The following is an 18,782-nucleotide window of genomic DNA, read 5'->3' on the forward strand; positions in this document are numbered from 1 at the left end:
ATAACTAAAATGCGGTGGAATGGGGGTCTTACCCACAATTCCACCGCATTTTAGTTAATTATTTAGTACCAATTTTTCAATAGCATAGGCTACTCCATTTTCATTATTGGACAATGTATGGAACTGAGCCACTTCTTTTACAACAGATACTGCATTGCCCATTGCCACTCCACAGCCGGCATACTCAACCATACTTAGATCATTTTCGCCATCCCCGATTGCTATGACCTCTTCCTGTTTAATCGAAAGTTTCTCGGCAAGTAGTTTGACTGCATTTCCTTTGCTGACACGTGGGTCAAGGATTTCTAAAAAGAACGGAGTACTTTTAACAAACGTATATTTATCCCAAAATGATTCAGGGATGTTTGCAATGGTCGTTTCCAAACGTTCCGGTTCATCAATAAACATTACCTTCGGAATAAGCATGTCCGTTGGTACTTCATCCATTGGCCGATAATGGATAGGAACTTGATTGATATGGGCTTCATGAACGGTGTATTTGCTTATCTCTCGATTCGGTGTATACAGATTTTCTGTATCAAAGAACTGGAGCGGTGAATGGAGCTTTAGGCTTAATTCGTATAGTTCTTTTAAGTTTTCATAGGCTAAGGTAATTTGGGATTCTACTTCATGTGTGTACGTATTTTGCACAAGAGCACCATTAAAGGTAATCACATAGTCATCTTCGTCGTTTAATTTTAATTCCTCAATAATTGATTGAACCCCAACGATGGGCCTACCGGTACATATTACCACCTTCACACCTTTTGCTTTAGCAGCTTGAATGGCCTCATTTACTTCTTTAGTTATTTCTTTCCGATCATTCATCAGCGTTCCATCAATATCTATTGCCACTAATTTATACAATTCTTGTCCTCCTGCTCTAGTTGTGAATAAAGCGCATAGTACTATACTATAAGAAGAAAAGCCAAAAAGCCACAGGGACGGTTCGGTTCTCATGGTTCAATTACCGTTAACTGCTTACCCCGATTACAAAAAGCCAACAGAACCGTCTAACGGGTTCTGTTCCCTGTCACTTTTTATAAAAATGCGTTTAAAAATGTCCTTATATTTGTTATACATTTTGTCCTGCAAAATGCAGGGCTTTTTGTTATGAAAAAATATTACAAGGTGCCACCTAATGAAATTGTATAATGCATTTTATGGCCAAGGCTTTGTTATACAACTGAATGGTGATTTCACTGTGTTTGAAAAATAACCGGAAAAATTCCGTTTAAATTGGGAAATACGCTTATTCCCTTAAAAATAAGCGGAGTTTTCCGCTTATATGATCAAAATCTTTGATTTTTAGCTTATTTAGAGCAGTTAACCGGAATTTCTCCGCTTATATCTGCTTCTTCTGCTTCCTCTTTATCCATTAGCCGGAAATTCTCCGCCTATGAATTCTCATACCTACACGAAAATCACCAATCAATAAAAACAGGGCCAAGGACAAAGAAAAACGTGGTTTTGTAAATAAAAAACACAGCATTTTGCAGTCCAATTTGCAAGGTAACAGAAATCTCTGTAATCTTACATTTTGATATACAAATTGGACTACAGTTTCACGCCTATCTTTATAATTTTTTGCGTTATATCAATAAAAAATGACCATCAAATTCAAATACAATTTAATGGTCATTTTAATATACATTTTGGACTTTAGTGACAGGTAACAGAACCAGTTAAGAACCGTCCCTCCGATCTGATGTATATCTGCGTTAATTCAATAATATCTGCGATACTCACTTTCCACCTATAATACGAATTAAAAAGACGATTCGCGGGGAACGAATCGTCTTTTTGTGCCTACTAGTTAGGCTGTTGCTTTATATTTTTTAGTATTAGTCTTTGTTGCTTTGCGGATGAATGGTACCACCCAGCATCAGAACCGTCCCCATGGTTTTAGGAACCCCTATGATTTTTAATAACAACCTCTTTGACAGAAAGGTTCTTTCTTGGTTTCATATTGTCCATAATTATATCTGCGATGTCATCCGGATCCATCAAATCCTTGATTTCATCCTTTTGGTAGATTCCATCCCAAAATTCCGTTTTCATCCCACCCATGTATGCCGCATAGATTTTAACTTGTGAATCTTGCAGTTCTAGGAATAGGCTATCGGAGAAGCCGCGTACCCCAAATTTGCTGGCACAATAGACGCTTTCAGTAACTTTTCCTTCCAGTCCCGCAGTTGACACGATATTAGAAATAATTCCCTCATTTCGATCTTTCATATCTGGCAAGACCGCTTGTGTACAAAATATTGTCCCTTTCAAATTGATATCAATCATTTGGTGAACAGCATCTTCATTTATGTTTTCGGCAAGGTCGAATACACCGATACCCGCATTGTTGATTAATATATCAATTGGTCCAACTTCTGCTTTTATCGATTGAAAAACTTCAGTTACCTCATTCTTTTTTGAGACATCCAATTCGTATATGGAATAGTCATTTGTTAACATGTCTGCTGTTCGCTGCAGTCTTTCGCGAGTTCTACCAAGTAAACATATACGGAAACCTAAACCGGAATATTTTTTTGCTAATGAAGCACCTAGTCCGCTTCCTGCTCCAGTAATGACAACATTTTTTTTGACCATCACAATTGCCTCCTATCTATATTTTCTATCAATCAATTTTACAATTTTCATATTAACGTAAATGGACAAGATTATATGTTGACGTTTACACTAGTTTGAATGTTATTTAACTAATATGCGGGCAACAATTCTTGTCCATATATTTTAATCTAATTAAAACCAAATTTAAATCTTTTGCCCCTTCTTTGGAGCGATAAACAGGCTCGTAACGAATGCTAGGATGGTGATGGTAATCGAGATCCACAAGGCTGTGGTATATCCGGTTAAAGATCCTTGAGCGGCAAACGGAGCCACTAACCCAATACCTAATCCTGCCCCTACGCCGAATGCGGCCCCGTTAATTCCTGGTAACGCTGATGGTGCATCATCCGGTGAAAGAAGAACTCCCAGTCCATTAATAGTGGTAAGAATCAATCCGTTGTAGGTAATACCTAATACAGCAACCGCAGCGAATACGATCCACTTGCTTTCCGAAAATAAAGCGATAACAATTAGGACTGCAATGGAAACGAGAATACCAATTCGCAACATACGAATCCATCCCAATTTACCTGCAAGCCAACCAGATAACGGAGCAGAAAAAATACCAATTAAAGCAGCTGGCGTTAGAAATAGCAATCCTGACATAGCAGCGTCAAGTCCGAATCCAGCTTTCTGATCCTGACTAAGCAGGACAATAGTGAAGTTGATAACGGCAAAGACACCAGTTAGAGCGAGCAAAGTGGAAGCAACCACTGGCCAAACCTGACGCGAACGAAGATGTTGTACCGCAATCATTGGGCTCTCACTTTTCTTCTCAATGTACCAGAAGGCAATAAATGAGACAAACATACCTAAAAGAAAGATAAGCGTGATAGGCGCAAACCAACCAGCCGAAGAACCTTGAGCTACGAAGTATGTTAAGAAAATTAATCCAACAGAAAGTGCCGCTGTACCCCACCAGTCCATCTTACCAGTTGTTACAGATCCCTTTTCTTTTGGAACAAAGCGCATAACACACGCTATTGTGATAAGGACCACCACGAAGATGACAACGAAGATTGAACGGAAACCATACTTGTCACTGAGCACACCGCCAAGGTAACCATCAAAGCCTCCGACTCCTCCGTTTACAGCTGTGAGGATACCAAGAACAACTCCGAATGTCTTAGCATTTAGCTTCTCTCTTAAGATTACATAAGCTATCTGAAATGTAGCACCTGAAGCCCCTTGAAGCACGCGGCCGAGTAACAGAACTGTAAGATTTGGTGCAAAGATACACAGGATTGTTCCTACTGCCAGTGAAAGAAGAACGATGACTAAGGCATGTCTTCGGCCGATAAAGTCACCCCAGCGACTAAGTGCAACGCCGCCGATTGAGCTTGCTAGGAAAAATAAAGATGACACATTCGATACAAGATCAACACTAACATTCATCGACTTTGCGATGTTTGGAAGCGATGGTGTGAGCATACTCGCATTCAATTGGAAAGCTAAAACGCACAAAATCAGTGTTACTACTAAACTCACAAGACGGCTACCTTTATACGATACTTGACTTTCCTTCTGCAGTTGTTTCGCTACTGCTGCTTGTCCCATGATATAAAACCCCTTCCATTTCTACCAAGAATATAAAAATATGAATACTATTGCAGATAAAACGGTTACAATTGTTTAAAAAATCAGATATGAAATACGAATCATATTTTCATATCTAGCATATTTTTTATTAATTCCCACTAAATTCCTTCACTTTAACTGTTTGAAATAGAGACAATAAAGTTTCATTTAATTCTTTTACTAGATATGGTGAATCTACTCCAATACAAACTTTTACATTTGGGTTAGGATCTCTTAATTTTTTCGGATCTCCTATTGTTCTTCCCTCTGCTTCTCCCTCAGTAATGACAGTCATATGCATTGGCAGCATAGTAAAATATTCCGGATGAACAGCGTTTATTGCAGCAGACGGATCGTGGAGATAGCAGCCTTCGACTTCAAAATGTTGAGAGATATAGTAATCTACCATATCTGCATATGTCTTTCCTGCCACGCTTCCAGTCTCTCTCCAGATTTGTGTATCAGCCTTCGTTAATAGAGAGCGCGTCGTTACATCTAAGCCAACCATCGTAACATCGATACCACTTTCAAAAACATATTTGGCCGCCTCTGGATCTTGTGAAATATTAGCTTCTGTATATTGATTTACATTGCCTGGTATTGTTAAGGCCCCTCCCATAAGCACAACTCTGCCCATTATGTCCTTAATTTCCGGAGCTTTTTTAAGAGCCAAAGCAAGGTTTGTCAAAGGTCCGGTAGGGACAATTACTAATTCCTTGCCATATTTCTTTACAGATTCAATCAGAAAATCAACCGCACTTTTTGTTTCTATTTCCCTCGGGGATGTTTCGATCGCAACTTGTCCTACACCATTATCTCCATGGATACGTGCACTAACTTCTAATCTATCAAAATGATTTTGATCCATTGCATGTGTTGCCCCAGCAAAAACCGGAATTCCATTTTCATTGCACATATTCAGGATATTTAGCACATTTTGTACGCCTACTTCTGTATATACATTCCCAAATGTTCCTGTAACACCAATTAACTCAGCCTCTTTAGTCCCGATAGCATAAGCTAGGGCCATTGCATCATCTATCCCTGTATCTAGATCCAAAATCATCTTAATCATAAAAATTCCTCCTATTTATAAAAACCTTTTTAATTCTTCTATTGAAGGCATTCCGCTTTGTGCACCAAGGGCTGTTGTCGATAGAGATGCACCAGCACCTGACATCGTTATTGCTTCTTGTAATTTCATTTCCTCTGCGATTGCGTAAGCTAAAATTCCATTAAACGTGTCGCCTGCACCTGTAGTATCCACTACATCCACATGAATGCATGGAACAGTATGGACTTTTCCATTCTCAATATAAGATGAACCTCTTGATCCCCTTGTAACAATTAAATTCACATGGTGTTTTTTGCTCCATTCAAGCATTTCTATTTCCAAGTGTTCTGGGTTCTCTATTGTCCTTCCAATCAAACTCTCAAATTCAGTCTCGTTTGGTGTAATGTAATCAATATACTCAAACAATCCTGTTGGTAATTCTTTGTAAGGAGCAGGATTTACTATGGTTTGAACTCCAAATTCCTTCGCTTTCTTTAATGCAAATTCAACAGTTTCCATAGGAATTTCTAATTGAGTTAGTAACACATCAGCTTGTTTTATCATTTCGATATTTTCTTCCACGACTTGTTGATTGCAGCACTCGTTAGCTCCCGGTATCACCACAATGGCATTATCGCCTTTTGTTTTAAAAACGGTTGCTATACCTGTAAAGATATTTTTTTCACTTTTTACGGAAGAAATATCTAGCTTCTCTTCGGATAAATGTTTCAGTATTTTTTCACCAAATGTATCGTTACCTACACAACCGATTAATGATGTCGATATGCCCATACGAGATGCAGCTACAGCTTGATTTGATCCCTTTCCGCCCATCATATAGTGTATATGATCACCGTGGATCGTTTCACCGATTACTGGTAATCGTTCGGTAGTTAAAACCATGTCCATATTTAAGCTTCCTAACACGACAATCTTCTTCATTCAGTCAGTCACCCCCAGCTATCTATACACAAGTAATACAAACCGTGTATACTTGTATGTGTTGTTGTATGCTTTATACATACAATAATAAATCCGTTTGCAAACGTTGTCAACACTTTTATTAATGAATAAAACAAAAAAACTTCCTGGTTTTGATTTCTCAAAACCAAGAAGTTTTCATACTAAATCAAACTTTAATTATTCCTAAAAACTTTAAAAACCGCACGTTCAAAAGGGATATAGTATTTGTTATAGGCGATAAGGTTTCCATTCTTATCACTAATACGTTCAATAATCATTTGGTAATACTTTGAAACATTCCCCTTGTTGGCTTCTTTTATATTTTCCATAGCCGGCACTAAGCGAATTTCAAGCATAGAGGAAAGTCCATATTCATAAATCTTTGTTTCTAGGAAATCTAAAACTTCATTTTCATTATTTAAATTAATTGAATTAATATAATCAAAATCAGTAGCGACATGGGAAAAACACGAGCCTTTTATACTATCTTTTTCTTTATAATACCTATATATAGCAAGTGCCACCGAAGTTTTCCTGTTAAAAATCCGTTCGACATGCTCGGTTGCTGCTTCAAATTCCATCATGATTTCAACATTATCAATAGTATCGATGCAGCTTTTATAAAACGGATTTCCCATTCTTTCAAGCCCAACATTGTCTTCATTTAGAATTTTACGAACAAAGTTCCCTATTCCCTTTTTAGCTTCTATAATACCATCTTCCTGTAATAATCCTAATGCTTGTCTTAAGGTAGACCTACTTACACCAAGCTGCTCTGCTAATAAAGGTTCAGTAGGCAACTTACTTCCTTCCGAATATAAACCATCTCTTATCATTTTTAAAATTTTATTATAGGTAATAGCATATCTTGCCGCTTTTTTATTTGACCGATTATTTTCAATCATTTTATCCTCCATCTAATTCCAATGCTTACGTCATGTCTCTAATTATAAAAGACATCTTATAAAAATGGGATAATATCAATTTCCAATTGCACCCATTACCACAAAATTATACATCTCCTGTCCTTTTCATACAAGCTCAACTTTCACACCAATAGAATAAGTGCTATTCATCGATAGTATTATGATGGAGAAAATGGATATAGGTAAGTATTCTAAAAATCCGCTGGTTTACAAAGACAGCTGGCATAATTGTGTATGTGTTGTACATGCACAACGAGATTTATACAATGCATTTTAGCTAGATATGTAACAAAATCAAATCATGTGGATTATTTGTGAAAACCACCCTTTTGCTCGCGACGGCGTAGGGTACAAAAAAACGCCTACTCCAATACAGGAGTAGGCGCCTCCACCACTGGCACCGGAATATCAGAACCTCCCATACTTTAAGAGTGCAGCAAACTCATCTGCAGGTATTGGTTTGGAAAATAAGTACCCTTGGATATGGTTGCAGTTGTACTCTTTTAATATTTCTAGTTGTTCTGTTGTTTCCACGCCTTCAGCAACCACATCCATTTCTAGATGGTGTGCTAATTCGATAATCGTTTTTGTAAAAAAATTAGAGCCATCCACGTTTGTTCGGCTTAACTTGTTAATAAAGGACTGATCAATTTTTAAGGTATCTATCCTCTTTTTAAATCGTTTAAGGGAGGAAAGTGATGAATAGCCTGTGCCAAAATCATCCATAAAAATCTTAATTCCTATCTTCCTTAATTCATCTAAAATAGAGAAAACCACCTTTTCATTTTCTAGAAGAGATGTTTCCACGATTTCTACCTGAAGATACTTTGGATCAAGTTTCGTTTTTGCTAATATATCTTTAATATTTTCAAGTAAGTCCTTTTGTAAGAAACGATGAGCCGAAAGATTGATAGAAATGGGGATTGCTGGTAAGCCGGCATCCTGCCATGCCTTATTTTGAAAGCATGCTGTTTCTTTAATCCATTTCCCTATTTCTATAATCATTCCTGTTTCTTCTGCTATCGGAATAAATTCACCAGGGGAAACCAGCCCCCATTCCGGATGATTCCAACGAATAAGGGCTTCAGCCCCAATAATTTGCTGAGTACCAACAGAATATTGGGGCTGATAATATAATTCCAATTGATTCAATTCCAATGCTTTCCTGAGGTCAGACTCCAATGCAAATAATTTATAGGCTTCTATATTCATGGATGAGGTGAAGATTTGATAAGTATTCTTCCCTTTGGCTTTCGCTTTATAAAGAGCCGAATCGGCATGCTTGATGAGAGTTTCAGCGTCTTCTCCATCATAAGGGAAGGTACTGATTCCAATGCTTGCTGTAATGAAAAGTTCGTAGTTCTCAATATGAAAGGGTTCTTCTAATGATTCTATGATTGTTTGTGCATACTCTACAACTTGGTTTGTATTTCCTGTGTTTGGTAATAGCGCAACAAATTCATCGCCGCCTATCCGTGCAAGAACATCATCATCCCTCAGATACATATTTAATCTTTCGGAAACTTTTTTGAGTAATTTGTCCCCTATGGAATGACCTAATGTATCATTAACATACTTAAAACGATCCAAGTCTAAAAACATGACGGTTAATTTTTGTTGTAAGGTTTTACTGCTAATTAACGCATGTTCCATTTTTTTATAAAATGACCTTTGGTTAGGGAGATCTGTTAAAAAATCATGATAGGCTAAATACTCATTTAATTCTTCCGCCTCTTTACGTTCTGTTATATCTTGAAGTGATCCTACTACATGTAACTTATTTTGGAGATAAACATTTGCTGCATGTGACTCAATATGCAAGACACTGCCATCTTTCTTGACGATTCTAAATGCATGGGTAATACCTTTTTCGCTATTAATTAGGATTTTACCGAGAGAATCCAAATTAGGCCTATCTTCTGGATGAACATAATCTCGAAAATACACCTCGGTTCTACTGTCTGTTATTCCTACTATTTCATAGAATTTCTTATTTCCATATGAAACTTTCCCATCTTCTTGTACAATATAAACTCCAATAAGGGCTTCTTCTACAATACTACTAAATTTCAATTCAGACTCAGCCAGCCTGATTGCAGACCTCTTTATATTCGTCATATCTTTTGCTATTACAAAAATGCCTATAACCTTGTTTTCGGATATTGCAGGTATCATATCAAGACTAATATCAATGGTATTACCATTTTTGTGTAATACTGTCGTGTAAGCATATTGTGTTTCTCCAGCAATAACCTTTTTAAAAGTCTCTTTATAAATTGAAATTTCACTTACTGGCAATAATTGTTCTAAGGGGCTTAATCTGATTTCCTCTTGTGTATATCCAAGGGTTTCTGAAAATGCCCCATTCGCTTTTGCAATGATTCCATGAATATCCAAATAGAAGACCATATCAGGGTTATACTCAAATAGCGAACGATAAAACAGATCAGAATCTACAATTGCATTCGTACTAGAGCAAACATTCTGTGGATTTTTAATTAAAGTGTTAACCATAATCTTACCCCTTTATATCCTTCGATACTATTGACCAATACACATGGTTTTTTCTAATTTTGTATTAATTTCCTATATTTTCTCTTATATGTAACTATAACACGATTCCCCTATGTTTATGTGATTTAATTCACAACTACTTTCTACCAGTTTTCTAATGAACATTAGCAGACTAGTTGAGACACAAATTGAATATTTTACAACAATATCCAAACAAAAAAATACCTTTGATCGATAAGATCAAAGGTCAAAGTTGAACTTAGTGGTCAAGGCTAAGTCCAGTATAGGAGGTCTAAACTCAGAAGAATTTAAACTATTATTATAATAACACGAAATGCATATATATACAATATAACAAATATTTATGCATGTACTATTTTTTAATTTTTTCAATAACTTATGATTTTCACAATCGTTCTTAGTACAGTTTCTCTAAGAATCTACAAAACTATTCATGGAAGACAGTCTACGACAAAAAATGGATTAATTAAACGATTAGTTAAATGTGAAGGAAATCCCACCCGCTATCTATTACGACCTAGGCTCGGCCGCACAAACGATTGATTAAAATTACCTTATTCCTTTTTAATAAAAGACCTTTGAATATTTTCTAGGAAATTTTTTGTCGAAGTTTGGGTATTATTTGGTCCTCTAGTTCTCGAGAACCACAGGGACGGTTCTCATGGTATTTAAAATGGCTAGTGCAGACCATGAGAACCGTCCCCATGGTCCTTGGGCACTCATCCACCCTTTGAGTGACAACCGGAAGGTGTCTGGCACTCCATCTTATTTAAAAAGATGGCTTTCAAATATATCTGCTTTTGCTTTATCCAAATGCTCTTGCATATACTTTACTGCTTTTTTTGCATTCCTTTCATAGATTGCCTGAATGACAGCACCATGTTCCTTGCATCCGCTCGTGATTCGTTTTTCATTTTGAACCGCAATAATCCTTAAAGACAACGAGTTATTCCACATCTTTATGATTAAATTCTCGAGTTCTGAATTTCCTGAAAGATGTGCAATCATAAGGTGAAACTTTTTATCATATTCCTCAAACTTTTCAATTTCATTTGGTTGAATGTCTAGCATGATCTTTTTGAGTTTATATAATTCTTCAATCTCTTCCTTTGTTGCATTAAAAACGACCTGCTTTGCCGCATAGGACTCTAGCATCGTCCTTAAATCCCAATTATCCTCTACGAATTTCGCCGATAATTCTGCAACCGAAACCCCTACATACCGAGTGTAAGTCACTAGCCTTTCACTTTGAAGCATTCGAAATGCCTCTCTTAATGGTGTTCTGCTGACATGCAGTTGTTTACATATCTCTTCTTCTTTTAACTTTGTTCCTGGTTTCAAGGTTCCACTAAGAACGAGTCTCCGGAGCTCAGAAGCTATATTTTCAGCGGTTGAAAAATTGTCTTCCTTATTAGATTCTATAATTGAAAACATAAAAAAAACCTCCTTTGAAAAATTCTAATTACCCGTAATAAATCTAGATACAAAAATTGAAATAGCCCCCCATATTGTACTACAATACGAGGGGTTACTTCAATTTCGTATACAATTAATTCGCAAAATATATCTTTTCCTGTCAAGATTTCCATATTTTTATGCGATCCTACATCTTGCTAATACTCGAGAAGGGCAGCTGAAAATATTTCAACTGCCCTTCTCTACATTCCATCATGATCATCGTTTCTAACTCACATTTTGCTTTTCTATAGGAACGCTACTAACCGCTGTACTTCTGTCCTTCAGTGTTAAAGTCAAAATACCTGCAAGCACCAATGCACCTGCCAAAATTAAATACGCCATTTGGTAGGAGCCTGTATGCGTTTCACTAAATCCAACTAAATAAGGGCCAACCCAACCACCAATATTTCCGATTGAATTGATTAAGGCAGTCGCAGCTGCTGCGGCTGAACCTGATAAGAATGTAGTTGGTACTGACCACCAACAACCTTGACCAATATATACACCTAAACAAGTGATACTAATAAATATTAAGCTTAATGTTGGATTACTCGTAAATGTACCTGCTGCCATACCAAACGCACCAATAAACAATGGGGTCGCGATATGTCTTTTTAATTTACCAGACTTAGAAGCCGTTACACCATTAATAATAAAACCAATTAATCCAATAGTCATTGGAACAAGCGTTAAGAAACTTACACCTGAATTACTTAATCCAGATACGGATCGTAAAACCGTTGGCAACCAGAATCCAAAAGCCCAGAATCCACTAATCCACAAGAAGTAAATGAGACATAACTTTATTACTGTTTTATCGGCAAACACTTGCCATATCGTATATTGCTTTACAGAGCTTTTTGCAGCTACTTCTTGCTCATACGCTTCCATAGTAGCCTTTCTTTCTTCTTCCGTCATCCATTTAGCATCTTTAGGCCAATCTTTCAACCAGTATAAAAGGAAAATTCCAAAACCAACTGCTAAAACTCCTTCTAACAAGAATAATATCTGCCAACCATGAAGCGTAAATAATGCAAAATCTAGATCCAATCCTATTAATAGACCAGCTAGAGGTGCACCGACAATGCTAGAAACAATCAGAGAAGTGACCATAATGGAAAGTGCTGCAGGTCTTTCTTTCATGTTAAACCAACGCGGGATAATAACTGAATAACAAACCGGATAAAAACTCGCTTCTGCTGCACCGATTAGAAAGCGCACAAAATAGAATTGACCTGGTGTTTCAATAAATGCCATAAGGGCACATGACAACCCCCAAGTAACCATGATCCTTACTAGCCATTTGCTTGGACTTCTTTTCTCAGCAAATACAGAGCCTGGTATTTCAAATAATACATATCCAGCAAATAGAATTCCTGCCCCCATTCCAAAAACCTCAGCAGAAAAGCCTAATTGCTCATTCATGGTTAAGGCAGCATATGAAAGATTGAGTCTGTCAAGATATGCTAGTATCGAACCAATAAAAAGCGGTAATATAATGTGTAGGTATTTCCTTCTTGCAAGGCTGCCTCTTATTGCCATACATTATTCCCCCAGTAAAATAAATTTAGAGATAATGGTTGAATCTTAACATTTCTCCTATTTTGTCTAGCAAATTTTTTGCATTGATCGACCCTATCAAGCTAATTCGTGTTGAATCATGACTTTATATTCGAGAGCCGTGCGCCTAATAGGGTATTCTCAAACTCGTTTCTCCCTTAAATATGCGCTTTCAAAATCTAAAAATTAGTTGGTGAGAAACGACATGCTCAAGATCAACTCTAATGAGCATGTCGTTATTTCACTAATCCTATCGTCAAACCTTAGATCTCTTCATCTGTCGGAAAGTAGAAATTCAGGATTTCTCTAGCCTACCCATGTTGAATTCATATAATGTTTCCAATTAATATTATCGCTCACATATTTTATAGTTCCAACTTTTTAGGATAACCACTAAATAATTCATCAATTTCTGTTAATCCTGCAAAAACTTCATCAATTTGCGGATTTTTTACTTCTGAATCAGCACTGGATGGTGCCTGGCACTGGGTTTCCCTTTTCTGGAACAACTTTATTGACATTAAACATCTAATTTTTGGTTTTTGGTGTTGCTTTCCCCAGTGGCCCCTGAAATCCAGAATCGTTTCTGTACATCTATATGATACAATCAATACGGTTGTAACTTTTATTTGGAAGACATCCCGATTTCAAACGAGTTAAAAAGCGAATCAATAAAATGGGAAAATAAGTATGGGGAATGTATTGATTAGGGTAAAGATCAATTAATTCCAAATGAATTAAAATGGAAGAAGAACAAATGAACAAACTGCTAAATTAACAGAAAAGTAAAGAAAGAACTTAAAGGAAAAAATACTCAAGTTCAATCTTTAAAAATATTACTTTCAAATATATCCGCTTTTGCATTATCAAGATGCTCTTGCATATACTTTACTGTCTTTTTTGCATTCCTTTCATATATCGCCTGAATGACATTTGTGTGCTCCTTACATCCACTAGTGATTCGTTTTTTATTTTGAACAGCAATAATCCTTAATGATAATTAGTTATCCCACATCTTTATAATTAAATTTTCGAGTTCTGAATTTCCTGAAAGACGTGCGATCATAAGGTGAAACTTTTTATCATATTCTTCAAACTTTTCAATTTCATTTGGTTTAATTTCTAACATTATTTTTTTGAGTTTATATAATTCTTCAATCTCTTCCTTTGTTGCATTAAAAACGACCTGCTTTGCTACCGGGACCCCATATAGTTTTAATCTCTTACTTTTATAAAAACCACGTTGTAAAGATCGGGAAGAAAGTAATCAATAATAAAACAAAGATCGACGCTCCTAAGAAAATAAACGTATACTTAAGCATGTTCATAACAGGAACTTGATTAATCTTGGCGGATACATATAAATTCGCTGCCATTGGAGGTGTTAAAAGACCAATCTCAATATTTGTAACTAAAGCAATTCCAAAATGGATAGGGTCAATTCCATAGTTTAGAGCAACAGGGAACAATAATGGTGCCATCAGTAATACCGCTGTGTTCGTTTCCATAAACATACCGACGATTAATAGAATCAAGACAACCATCATTAAAAATACATATTTATTATCTGTAATCGATAAAGACATTTCTGTTAGCACTTGTGGAATTTGTTCTAATACTATGACCCGATTAAAAATAGATGTAAAAGAAATCAACAGCAAAATAGTTGCACTTACAATACCTGCTTTTAGAAAGATTTGATAGATAGACTTCCCTTTAGGCTTACGATTGACGATGTAGATGATGAGTGCGTAAACGGCCGCGACGGCTGCTGCTTCAGTAGCGGTAAAAATACCTCCATAAATCCCTCCAAGGACAATCACTGGTAAAAATAAGGCCGGAAGGGAAGATTTAAAAATTTGGAAAGGGCTCGATTTAATTTCTATTGTGGTAGCGATTTCATCTTCTGATTGCATCTTTACTACTGAAGTTTTCGAGCTTTTTAATAATAATTTGTGTACGAGAATATAGGTTAAAGTCATGATGATTCCTGGAACAAGTGTTGCTAAAAATAAATCTGATATCGATACGTTTGCTATACTTCCATACAAAATCAGAGGAATAGACGGAGGGATTAACACTCCTAATAGACCAACAGCAGCTGTAAGACTAGCTACATATTCCTTTTTATATCCATCATTCATCATACGTTTACCCATAGTTGAACTAATCGCAGCAACAGTTGCAACAGATGAACCAGTAATTGCTCCTAAAAAGGCAGCGCACACAACGGTGATATATCCTAAACTTCCTTTTAATTTCTTTAAAAAAAGTTCTGCCAGATTAATCAGCTTATCGATAAGTCCCGCTTGATTCATTAATTCCCCTAACAGAATAAATAACGGGATGGCGATTAAAGGGAATGAGGCGACCGTTGTATAAGGCAGGCCTGATACCATCTCCATGGTTAAGCCGAGACCATTCATTCCGAATACAACCGGAAGAAAGAATGCAAATGCAACAGGTATCCCAATGACTAATAGTAAAAAGATAATAACAACAATGAGAATCATATTAAGCCTCCCCTCTAACGGATTTGAACATGTGGTAAATGGAATAACATCCCATTAAAATGGCGCTAATCACCATAATGATTATAGGAATCGTCATCGGTATATGTAGTTGCAACGATGATTCACCAGATAGTTGCACTTGCTGGTAGAAATTGAATGCAAGTTGAAAAAATATTACAGAGAATACTAGATTGATAACAGCAATTAAAAATCGATGTATTTTCCGAATTAGGGGTTTATTCTGCGTAAACTGTTCAAAAATTTCAATGGTAATATGTTCGGATTCTCTTAATGCAATAGAGGCCCCGAAAAATGTAACAACAATCATCATCAAAATCGCAACTTCTTCTGTGCCTTTAATAGGAGCTCCTGCGAATCTAGTGAGAACTTGTAAGAAACAAGCAACCAGCATCGTGATAAGACCTACCACTAAAATTTGCCGTTGAATCGTGATTAAAATATGGTCTACCTTCTTCATATAATCCTCCTTATCTGGTAAAAGTACCTATACTAGAATGTATCCTTAAGGTTGACTCATCAGTAGCTATTCAACCTTAAGGATCTTAGCAATCTTATTTCAGGTTGCTTACTTCTTCTTTTAATTGATCAATTCGTTCCTTACCATACACATCTTCCATTTCTACCCAGACGTTTTGAGCAATCTCTTTGAATCGATTCATCTCTTCTTCTGAAAGCTCATTAACCTTAACTCCTTCTTTTTTCAGAGATTTAACAACTTCATCGATACGTTGTCTATTATTTTTGATTTGCTCTTGCAATGCTTCATCTGCAGCTTTTTGAATAGCCTCTTGTTGGTCCTCAGTTAAACTTGACCATTTTCCGTCATTGATAACAAGTGAACCCGTTGCATAAACATGATTCGTTAGCGTAATAAACTCCTGTGCTTCTTGGAATTTAGAATCATATGAAAGCAACACACCGTTGTCTTGTCCGTCTACTGTTCCTTGCTCTAACGCTGTATATAGTTCAGGGAAAGGAATCGCTGTTGTTTGAGCGCCCACTTCTTCAAAAATTCCTTGAATTGATTGTGATCCCGGTACCCTTAGCTTTAATCCCTTGATATCCTCTACTGTTTCTATCGCTCTTTTTGAGTTAGAAACTGCACGAAATTCATTCTCGAAAAAGCCTAATGTGTACATTTTATGTTTTTGAAGAGTTTCCTTTAAAGTCTGAGGAATAATTCCATCTCCGTAAAAAATTTGATCGGCTTCTTCAAAGTTTCCAACAATATAAGGTAAATAGTGAAAATCAAGTAAAGGATCTAATCCAGCTAATGAACCTTGATTAATGTAGGCGATATCTAAAGATCCCGATGAAACTGAGCGACCTAATTCCTCGTCCCCACCTAATTGACCGGATGGAAACACTTTTACCTCAACAGATCCTTTAGAATATTCGTTCACTAAATCGGCAAATTTCTGTGCAGCTTGTCCATTTAAATTTTGTTCTGGAAATATATGACCCAGACGCAAATCTACTTTACCATCACTATTAGCTCCGGCAGATTTAGTAGAACTCTCAGAACCACATGCCGTAAGCGTTAACAACATAGTAATTAATAAGAACAACAGATACTTTTTCATCATTTACCCATCCCCCCAAATTTTAGATTGGATACAATATATCCAATCTTATATGCAAATATTTTTTGGACTTCTACATAATTACTGATAATCAATTACTCAACTTTCGCACCTTGAAAATCGACCTTGTTTTAGGTCTATTAAAGCTTTTAGAACGATCAACCTTGTTGCTTGACTAGTACTTTTAAACAGAAAAAGCACTATTAAAACTTGGAAAGTTATAAACCTTTAGAATATCAGAGTAATATCTTACTGGTTCTTCTCATCCTAATTTCTTTTTACCCTAAAAAAGTGCTTTCAAAATCTAAAAATTAGTTGGTGGGAACGACATGTTCAATATTAACTTGAATGAACCTGTCTTTATCCCACCAGATCCTATCGTCAAACCTTAGATTTCAAATAATTCCTTTTCATTCATAGTTTCCCCAAATAACTCTTCATTTGTCGGAACGAAGAAATTCGGGATTTCTCTAGCTACCCATGTTGTATTGATATAATGATTCCAAGTGATATTTCGCTCGCATATTCTATAGTTCCAACTTTTTAGGAAAACCACCGAATAATTCATCATTATCCGTTAACCCTGCAAAAACTTCATCAATTTGTGGATTCTTTACTTCTGAATCAGGAAAAGTGCGGTACACCCATGTTGTATTGTAATAATGTTTGAAAGTGTTATTTTCAGAATAAGCATTTCCTCCCCATGTTCCACATCCTAATGTGAAAGTCCATGGCATTGGATTGTTATTACCACCGCCATTATTTACACCAGTATTTGCATTAACAGCAATACGAGCTGTTTTCGTTCCAAATGCGAACTTTTTAACGTTCTCTTCATTATGACTTTGAATTGCACAAGAATGACCTGAACCTGAAATTGCATGTAGCGTATTAGTTAATTCAATAGCATCATCCACATCTTTTACTTTCCAGACAGCAATTACTGGGGCCAATTTTTCTCCAGTCATGGGATTATTAGCGCCTGTATCCGTTTCTTCAGCCATAATGAATTTTGTATCTTCTTTTACTTTAAATCCGGCAACTTTAGCAATGTCTTGTGGTGAATGAATGATACAATCTACATTTAAATGGCCATCTTTCCATAAAGCATCAACCAATAAATCACGCTCTTCTGGTGTACACACATATCCACCTTGTGCTTTAAGAGCATTAATCATTTCTTCATAGACCTTTTCATGAATGGCCACTGAGTTTTCAGTAGAGCAACCTGCTCCCCAGTCATTTGTTTCTGCTTTCATAATTCCTAGAGCAGCATCTTCTAAATCTGCACTTTCATCTACAAAAGATACAGAGTTTCCAGCACCTACTCCGAATGCAGGTGTTCCAGAAGAATAAGCTGCTTTAACCATAGCTGCTCCTCCAGTAGCAATAACATAATCTGATTTCTCCATTAATTCGTCTGTTAAATCTTTAGAAGGCCTCTCGATACACTGAATTAAATCTTTAGGTAATCCTAAACGGCCTAAGAGTTCTCTAAAATCATTTACAACAAAATTAGTAATCTTTTTTGTTCTTGGATGTGGAGAAAAAATGATTGCATTCTTAGCCATAATGCTAAAGATTGATTGAGCAGAGACTAATCCTTCAGGAACCGTCATTGGTACTAGAGAAGAAATTACACCAATAGGTTTTGCAATTTTAACTAAGTTTCCTTTTGGATCCTCTTCAATAACTCCTACCGTTTTAACACCATCTAATTGTGCCGCTAAACCTAATGGTCGAGCTGTATTTCTCGTTAATTTACTTTCAAGTCTTCCACTTCCACCATTTTCTTCAAATAATCCTTTTGAATAGACTTCAGCTCGAGAAGTTGCTAAATATGCAATTTTCCTTGCGATTTCACGAACATCTTCTTGAGTTAAATGGGAAATTGCTTCCATAGCTTGTCTACCACGTTGAATAATTTCTTCAATTGTTAGTACCTTTAACATAATATTTATCTCCT

Annotated in this window: 14 protein-coding genes and 1 pseudogene; all 15 read right to left on the minus strand. The window is 36.3% G+C overall.

Annotated features, from left to right (window positions below; translation table 11 throughout):
* Positions 1-54: 54 nt before the first annotated feature.
* The 15 genes and pseudogenes from yidA to J2Y03_RS22665 all read right to left on the minus strand — a co-directional run bounded on the left by yidA (position 55) and on the right by J2Y03_RS22665 (position 18,768).
* On the minus strand, positions 55-867 hold the full coding sequence (yidA, locus tag J2Y03_RS22595; RefSeq protein ID WP_310198588.1) for a sugar-phosphatase: 813 nt from the start codon (positions 865-867) through the stop codon (positions 55-57).
* A gap of 1,038 nt (positions 868-1,905) precedes the next feature.
* On the minus strand, positions 1,906-2,604 hold the full coding sequence (locus tag J2Y03_RS22600) for an SDR family oxidoreductase (RefSeq protein ID WP_310198591.1): 699 nt from the start codon (positions 2,602-2,604) through the stop codon (positions 1,906-1,908).
* Positions 2,605-2,769: 165 nt separating this feature from the next.
* Complete coding sequence (locus J2Y03_RS22605; RefSeq protein WP_310198595.1) at positions 2,770-4,182, minus strand: MFS transporter; 1,413 nt, start codon at positions 4,180-4,182, stop codon at positions 2,770-2,772.
* 130 nt (positions 4,183-4,312) lie between these two features.
* The gene (locus tag J2Y03_RS22610) at positions 4,313-5,278 is read right to left on the minus strand and encodes a nucleoside hydrolase (RefSeq protein ID WP_310198598.1); all 966 of its coding nucleotides are present in this window, start codon (positions 5,276-5,278) and stop codon (positions 4,313-4,315) included.
* Between the two features lie 15 nt (positions 5,279-5,293).
* Positions 5,294-6,199 carry a ribokinase gene (gene rbsK, locus J2Y03_RS22615; RefSeq protein ID WP_310198601.1) on the minus strand — a complete coding sequence of 302 codons (906 nt, stop codon included), beginning with the start codon at positions 6,197-6,199 and terminating at the stop codon, positions 5,294-5,296.
* A 194-nt stretch (positions 6,200-6,393) separates the two neighbouring features.
* The gene (locus tag J2Y03_RS22620) at positions 6,394-7,125 is read right to left on the minus strand and encodes a GntR family transcriptional regulator (RefSeq protein ID WP_310198604.1); all 732 of its coding nucleotides are present in this window, start codon (positions 7,123-7,125) and stop codon (positions 6,394-6,396) included.
* A 429-nt stretch (positions 7,126-7,554) separates the two neighbouring features.
* The gene (locus tag J2Y03_RS22625) at positions 7,555-9,660 is read right to left on the minus strand and encodes a sensor domain-containing protein (RefSeq protein ID WP_310198607.1); all 2,106 of its coding nucleotides are present in this window, start codon (positions 9,658-9,660) and stop codon (positions 7,555-7,557) included.
* 786 nt (positions 9,661-10,446) lie between these two features.
* The gene (locus tag J2Y03_RS22630) at positions 10,447-11,115 is read right to left on the minus strand and encodes a GntR family transcriptional regulator (RefSeq protein WP_310198610.1); all 669 of its coding nucleotides are present in this window, start codon (positions 11,113-11,115) and stop codon (positions 10,447-10,449) included.
* A 249-nt stretch (positions 11,116-11,364) separates the two neighbouring features.
* Positions 11,365-12,681 (minus strand): MFS transporter, encoded by a 1,317-nt coding sequence (locus tag J2Y03_RS22635; RefSeq protein ID WP_310198613.1) that lies wholly within the window; start codon positions 12,679-12,681, stop codon positions 11,365-11,367.
* A 383-nt stretch (positions 12,682-13,064) separates the two neighbouring features.
* Positions 13,065-13,220 (minus strand): hypothetical protein, encoded by a 156-nt coding sequence (locus tag J2Y03_RS22640; protein ID WP_310198615.1) that lies wholly within the window; start codon positions 13,218-13,220, stop codon positions 13,065-13,067.
* Positions 13,221-13,699: 479 nt separating this feature from the next.
* A pseudogene (locus J2Y03_RS22645) lies at positions 13,700-13,885 on the minus strand (FCD domain-containing protein); the annotation flags it as partial.
* Positions 13,886-13,928: 43 nt separating this feature from the next.
* Positions 13,929-15,212: a TRAP transporter large permease gene (locus J2Y03_RS22650; protein ID WP_310198618.1), complete on the minus strand. Its 1,284-nt coding sequence runs from the start codon at positions 15,210-15,212 to the stop codon at positions 13,929-13,931.
* Between the two features lies 1 nt (position 15,213).
* Positions 15,214-15,690, minus strand: a complete 477-nt coding sequence (locus J2Y03_RS22655) for a TRAP transporter small permease (RefSeq protein WP_310198621.1) — start codon at positions 15,688-15,690, stop codon at positions 15,214-15,216.
* A 94-nt stretch (positions 15,691-15,784) separates the two neighbouring features.
* Positions 15,785-16,819: a TRAP transporter substrate-binding protein gene (locus tag J2Y03_RS22660; protein WP_310198623.1), complete on the minus strand. Its 1,035-nt coding sequence runs from the start codon at positions 16,817-16,819 to the stop codon at positions 15,785-15,787.
* Positions 16,820-17,343: 524 nt separating this feature from the next.
* Positions 17,344-18,768 carry an aldehyde dehydrogenase family protein gene (locus tag J2Y03_RS22665; RefSeq protein WP_310198626.1) on the minus strand — a complete coding sequence of 475 codons (1,425 nt, stop codon included), beginning with the start codon at positions 18,766-18,768 and terminating at the stop codon, positions 17,344-17,346.
* Positions 18,769-18,782: the final 14 nt, after the last annotated feature.

Origin of the sequence: Neobacillus niacini (assembly GCF_031457145.1) — a bacterium.
In the GTDB taxonomy this organism is placed as follows: Bacteria; Bacillota; Bacilli; order Bacillales; family Cytobacillaceae; genus Neobacillus; species Neobacillus niacini_J.

Coding starts and splice junctions, on each gene's coding strand:
- J2Y03_RS22600 (WP_310198591.1), bottom strand. CDS start 2,604: ATGGTCAAAAAAAATGTTGTCATTACTGGAGCAGGAAGCGGACTAGGT.
- J2Y03_RS22605 (WP_310198595.1), bottom strand. CDS start 4,182: ATGGGACAAGCAGCAGTAGCGAAACAACTGCAGAAGGAAAGTCAAGTA.
- J2Y03_RS22610 (WP_310198598.1), bottom strand. CDS start 5,278: ATGATTAAGATGATTTTGGATCTAGATACAGGGATAGATGATGCAATG.
- rbsK (WP_310198601.1), bottom strand. CDS start 6,199: ATGAAGAAGATTGTCGTGTTAGGAAGCTTAAATATGGACATGGTTTTA.
- J2Y03_RS22620 (WP_310198604.1), bottom strand. CDS start 7,125: ATGATTGAAAATAATCGGTCAAATAAAAAAGCGGCAAGATATGCTATT.
- J2Y03_RS22625 (WP_310198607.1), bottom strand. CDS start 9,660: ATGGTTAACACTTTAATTAAAAATCCACAGAATGTTTGCTCTAGTACG.
- J2Y03_RS22630 (WP_310198610.1), bottom strand. CDS start 11,115: ATGTTTTCAATTATAGAATCTAATAAGGAAGACAATTTTTCAACCGCT.
- J2Y03_RS22635 (WP_310198613.1), bottom strand. CDS start 12,681: ATGGCAATAAGAGGCAGCCTTGCAAGAAGGAAATACCTACACATTATA.
- J2Y03_RS22640 (WP_310198615.1), bottom strand. CDS start 13,220: ATGTCAATAAAGTTGTTCCAGAAAAGGGAAACCCAGTGCCAGGCACCA.
- J2Y03_RS22650 (WP_310198618.1), bottom strand. CDS start 15,212: ATGATTCTCATTGTTGTTATTATCTTTTTACTATTAGTCATTGGGATA.
- J2Y03_RS22655 (WP_310198621.1), bottom strand. CDS start 15,690: ATGAAGAAGGTAGACCATATTTTAATCACGATTCAACGGCAAATTTTA.
- J2Y03_RS22660 (WP_310198623.1), bottom strand. CDS start 16,819: ATGATGAAAAAGTATCTGTTGTTCTTATTAATTACTATGTTGTTAACG.
- J2Y03_RS22665 (WP_310198626.1), bottom strand. CDS start 18,768: ATGTTAAAGGTACTAACAATTGAAGAAATTATTCAACGTGGTAGACAA.